The organism is Streptomyces sp. BE303 (assembly GCF_036290945.1).
GTDB lineage: Bacteria > Actinomycetota > Actinomycetes > Streptomycetales > Streptomycetaceae > Kitasatospora.
The window spans coordinates 1-3,815 of the sequence record NZ_JAQYWZ010000344.1; the positions used below are offsets into that span (position 1 = coordinate 1).

Here is a 3,815-nt window from a genome sequence, read left to right on the forward strand (position 1 = left end):
CCTCACGAGAGATGACAGACTGGGCACCCAACGGAGCTCCTACCGAACAGTGATCTTGGTCGACACGGTTCTAGCAGGAGCTCCGTCCCATTTCAGGCGACTTGACGCGGCCACCCACGGCTCTATCTACACGGCATTGGGTCTAGTTCAGCGCGTCGCCGAAGAGGAAGTTGCCGACGTGGTGCGGGTCGGTGGAGGTGTAGAAGCCGCGGAAGGCCGACAGCACCTCGGCTTCCGACAGCACTCCGTCCCGGTCGGTGTCCAGCTTCTCGAACGCGAACCGTGCGGCCGGCTCGGTGGAGCCGAAGGCGCGCTGGAAGTCCCAGAACTCCGCTGCCGAGATCCGCCCGTCCCGGTCCCGGTCCATCAGCCGGAACACCGCGTGCGCCGCCGGAGCCAGTACGTCGTCGAACGCGCCCGGTGCCTGGGCCAGCAACCGCATCCCGGCCCGGTACTCGTGCCGCTGGATCTTCCGGTCCCTGTTGGTGTCGAGGTCCGCCACCAGGGCCCGCCACCAGCCCTGGGCCGCGGCCAGCATCGCCGTCGCCTCCGGTGCGTCGAACGCCGCCCCCGAGGCGTCGATCACCCGCGACGCGAGCCCCAGGATGTCCGTCGCGTCGATCACCCCGTCCCTGTCGAGGTCGGCCTGCTCGAAGCAGACGTCGATCTTGCGGTCCAGCAGGGCGTCGGCGGCGGTGGTCATGGCGGGTTCCTCGTTCCGTGGGTGCAGGTGGTGCGGTGCCCGGTGAGCCTAGGCAGTGGCGTTCACGAGGTGCAACCGCGAGGCCACGTACGCGTGATCGGACAGCTGATCGCACCGCGCGCGACCGCCCGGGGTCCGAGGCCGGCTCGCCCGGGTGCCCCGGGTTCATGGCCGGCCGGGTCGGGTGACAGCATCGGACGCATGTTCCAGCCCGCACCCCCACTGCCTACGGCCGCGCCGCTCACCGCCGAGGCCGCGGAGCGCTGGCACGCCGCCCGTGCGGCCCACCGCTGGGACAGCCGCTGGCTGGTCCTGCTGCCGGTGGCCCTGTTCGTGCTGGTCGCCGCCCGGGCCGACGGCCACGACGTGGCCGGTGCCCCGCGCTGGTACGAGTCGGCGGACGTGGTGCTCGCGGCCCTGGTGGCCCAGGCGCTGGCGCTGCTGGCCCGCCCCAGGGGGCTGCCGCTGACGGCGCTCGCCCTGATTCCGGTGGGCTGGTACGTCCCGGGCGTCCCCGACGAGTTGACCCGGTGGGCGCTGACGCTCGCACAGACGGCCCTGGCGGCCGTGCTGATCACCGCCGCCCTCGGCCGTCAGCGGGCCCGGCAGCAGCTCACCGACCTCATGGGCCCCGAGGTGCCGTACCCCTGGACGGCCGCGGGCCAGCCCTCCCCGTTCGCCGAGCACCCCGTCCGGCCGGTCGGGCGCCGGGTGGTGGGCCTGGTGCTGCTCGGCCCGGCGGTGACGGCTCCGCTGTTCGACCCGAGCTTGCTCGTGACGGCCGCCGGGGTCGGCGGGACCGGCGTGATCCTGCTGGCCTCCGCCGCCAAGGCGGTCCGGGTCCGGCACTCACTGACCGAACGCCCCGGCGCGCCCGCTGTGCGCGTCCTGTTCCAGTTCGACGGCGGCCCGAAGGCCGGGCCGTTCTTCGGCGGCCCGCGCTGGGAGCTGACGCTGCGCGAGCAGCACACCTGGGCGGACGGCCGTTGGGGCGGGGAGGACGTAGCCGACGACGAGGACGACGAGGACGACGAGGGCGAGACCGATGGCGAGGAGGCGTACGGCCCGGTCGCCGGCCCGCCCCTGCCCGCTCTGCTCTACCAGGGACCGGACGGCCCCTACGCCCAGTTGCTGGTCCTGCCCCCGGAGGACGACCCGGGAACCGGGAACCCGGGTACGACCGGCACGTGGACGGCCGTCGTCTGCGCCCCCGAAGTCCGGCCGGCCGGCCCCGTCGCTGCCGGGGACCCCGCCGCCCCCGCCGACCCGGGGGCCCCTGCCGAAACCCCGACCGTGCCGATGGCCGCCGGGGTGTGGGAGATGCCGCGTCCGCTGCGCCTGTTGTGCGGACCGGCTGCCGCGGTACTGCTGGCCGTCCTGGGCGTGCTGCGCGCCGAGTCCGGCTGGTGGAGCGGGCTGCTGCAGCCCCTGCTCATCGGCGGCATCGCACTGGTCGGTGTCGTCTCCCGGCTCGGCTGGCAGGCCGCCGTCGACCGTGACGGCGTGACGGTGTCCGCCGGCCTCGCCCGTCGCCGGGCGGGCTGGGAGGAGATCACCGCGGCCACGGCCGAGGGCGGCCGGCTGTCCGTCACCGTCCGCGACGCCGGTGCCCTGGAGTTCGGCGGCCGGGTCGCCTCCTGGTTCGGCGTCCAGGGGTTCGACGCCGCCGCCCTTGCCGCCGGTGTCGGCCATGCCACCCGTCACCCGGAACTCCGCCCCCGGGAATCCCGCCCCGGCCCGCTCGGCCACCCGGACCTGCTCGTCAACCGGATCTCCCTGACGGCCTATCTGGTCTTCACCGTGCTGCACTTCCTGGCTGTCCGGGGCGGTCTCTAGTCCTGCCGTGCGGGCGGCGCCGGGGCCCTGGCCGGGGACACCCGGGCCCGGGGCGGCCCGCGGTGAGTCGGGCTGACCGGCCCCTCGGTGGCACCGGGTGCCGAAGCGTGGGACATCACTCGACCAGGGGGTCACCGCCCTGTCGCTCGCAGCCGAGGACTCCGACGACGGTCAGCTTCCCCGGCAGGTCCGGGTCGTCGGCCGAGCCGAGGAGCGCGCACTGCCAGACGGTGTCGGATTCCTTGTCCATGATGCTTCCCGCGCCTTCGTAGCCGCTCGGACCGCCCGTGCAGCCCGACCCGGCCACGCGGTTGATGTCGTCGACCAGGACCGCCTGGCAGGTGTAGGCGGGCTCCGGCGCGGCGCTCGCCGAGCCGACGGCAGGGAGTGCAACCGCGGCGAGGAACGTGAGCGTGACCGTGCCGTGGGTGAGGTGGGTGCGCATGTCGTCTCCTGGGCGAAGCGGGTGGATGCAGGTAGCGCCGATCCAATCAGCCGCCACGCGTGTGGAGCCGGGAAGCACCAGGTCGTGGGCGTTTCACCGAACACCGCCCGGTACCGGAGGCCGAGTCGGCGAGCTGCCCGAAGCACGGGAGGCGGCGGGGCCGCCCGTCTGCCGGCCGTTCCCGCTTGCCCGACTTCTGCCGCCGCGCCCCGCCGTTCCGGCCGCACGGGGTCTCACCGGGTGCTCCGCCATGGGCGGAGTTCCCCGATTCCGTGAGCGGGGCGTGCGGGTGACGTCCCGTTCGGAGGGCCGGTCCCACGGCGGAGCGTGCGCGACTGGTGCACCGGTCCCGGGACATACGCGGGACCACGGCCTCATGTGGGTGCCGCGGTGAGTTCCTAACGTAGGAGCACGCGTTGAGCGATCGGTCCGGGGATCCGGCCCGGCGCTCCCCGCTCATCGGGCCGGGTCCCTTCCCGGCTCGTGTGTTCGACACAGAACCACCGGAGGTCCCAGATGAGTTGGAACCAGTTCGTGCTTGCGTCGGCCGGCGGTTCGTCGCTGTCGAGCCGGGTCGCCGCGGTCTCCCGGATCGACGGAAGCATGGAGGTTTGGTGGGTCGCCTCGGACGGCTCGGTCCAGGGGGCGTACTGGTACGACGGGTCGCCGTGGCGGCGCTACCAGCTCGCGCCGCCCGGCAGCGCCTCCGCCAACGGCGGCATCGCGGCCGTCTCGCGCATCCCCGGGAGCATGGAGGTCTTCTTCGTCGGCGGGAACGGTTCGGTGCAGGACCGGTTCTGGTACGAGGGCGGCACGTGGCAGGGGTTCGAG

3 protein-coding genes and 1 pseudogene are annotated in these 3,815 nt (G+C 73.8%); 2 read left to right on the plus strand and 2 right to left on the minus strand.

The genetic code is table 11. The features are described from left to right. Positions 1-142 precede the first annotated feature (142 nt). On the minus strand, positions 143-703 hold the full coding sequence (locus PUR56_RS05005; RefSeq protein WP_329948000.1) for an EF-hand domain-containing protein: 561 nt from the start codon (positions 701-703) through the stop codon (positions 143-145). Between the two features lie 201 nt (positions 704-904). On the opposite strand from PUR56_RS05005, the gene PUR56_RS05010 reads away from it, so the two are divergent. Continuing rightward, on the plus strand, positions 905-2,539 hold the full coding sequence (locus PUR56_RS05010) for a hypothetical protein (RefSeq protein ID WP_329948001.1): 1,635 nt from the start codon (positions 905-907) through the stop codon (positions 2,537-2,539). Between the two features lie 115 nt (positions 2,540-2,654). On the opposite strand, the gene PUR56_RS05015 is transcribed toward PUR56_RS05010, so the two are convergent. After that, positions 2,655-2,984: a hypothetical protein gene (locus PUR56_RS05015; RefSeq protein WP_329948002.1), complete on the minus strand. Its 330-nt coding sequence runs from the start codon at positions 2,982-2,984 to the stop codon at positions 2,655-2,657. 516 nt (positions 2,985-3,500) lie between these two features. Here PUR56_RS05015 and PUR56_RS05020 point away from each other — a divergent pair. Beyond that, a pseudogene (locus tag PUR56_RS05020) lies at positions 3,501-3,815 on the plus strand (hypothetical protein); the annotation flags it as partial.

Bases quoted from the DNA above. Each gene is read 5' to 3' on its own strand.
- PUR56_RS05005 (WP_329948000.1), bottom strand. From the start codon at position 703: ATGACCACCGCCGCCGACGCCCTGCTGGACCGCAAGATCGACGTCTGC.
- PUR56_RS05010 (WP_329948001.1), top strand. From the start codon at position 905: ATGTTCCAGCCCGCACCCCCACTGCCTACGGCCGCGCCGCTCACCGCC.
- PUR56_RS05015 (WP_329948002.1), bottom strand. From the start codon at position 2,984: ATGCGCACCCACCTCACCCACGGCACGGTCACGCTCACGTTCCTCGCC.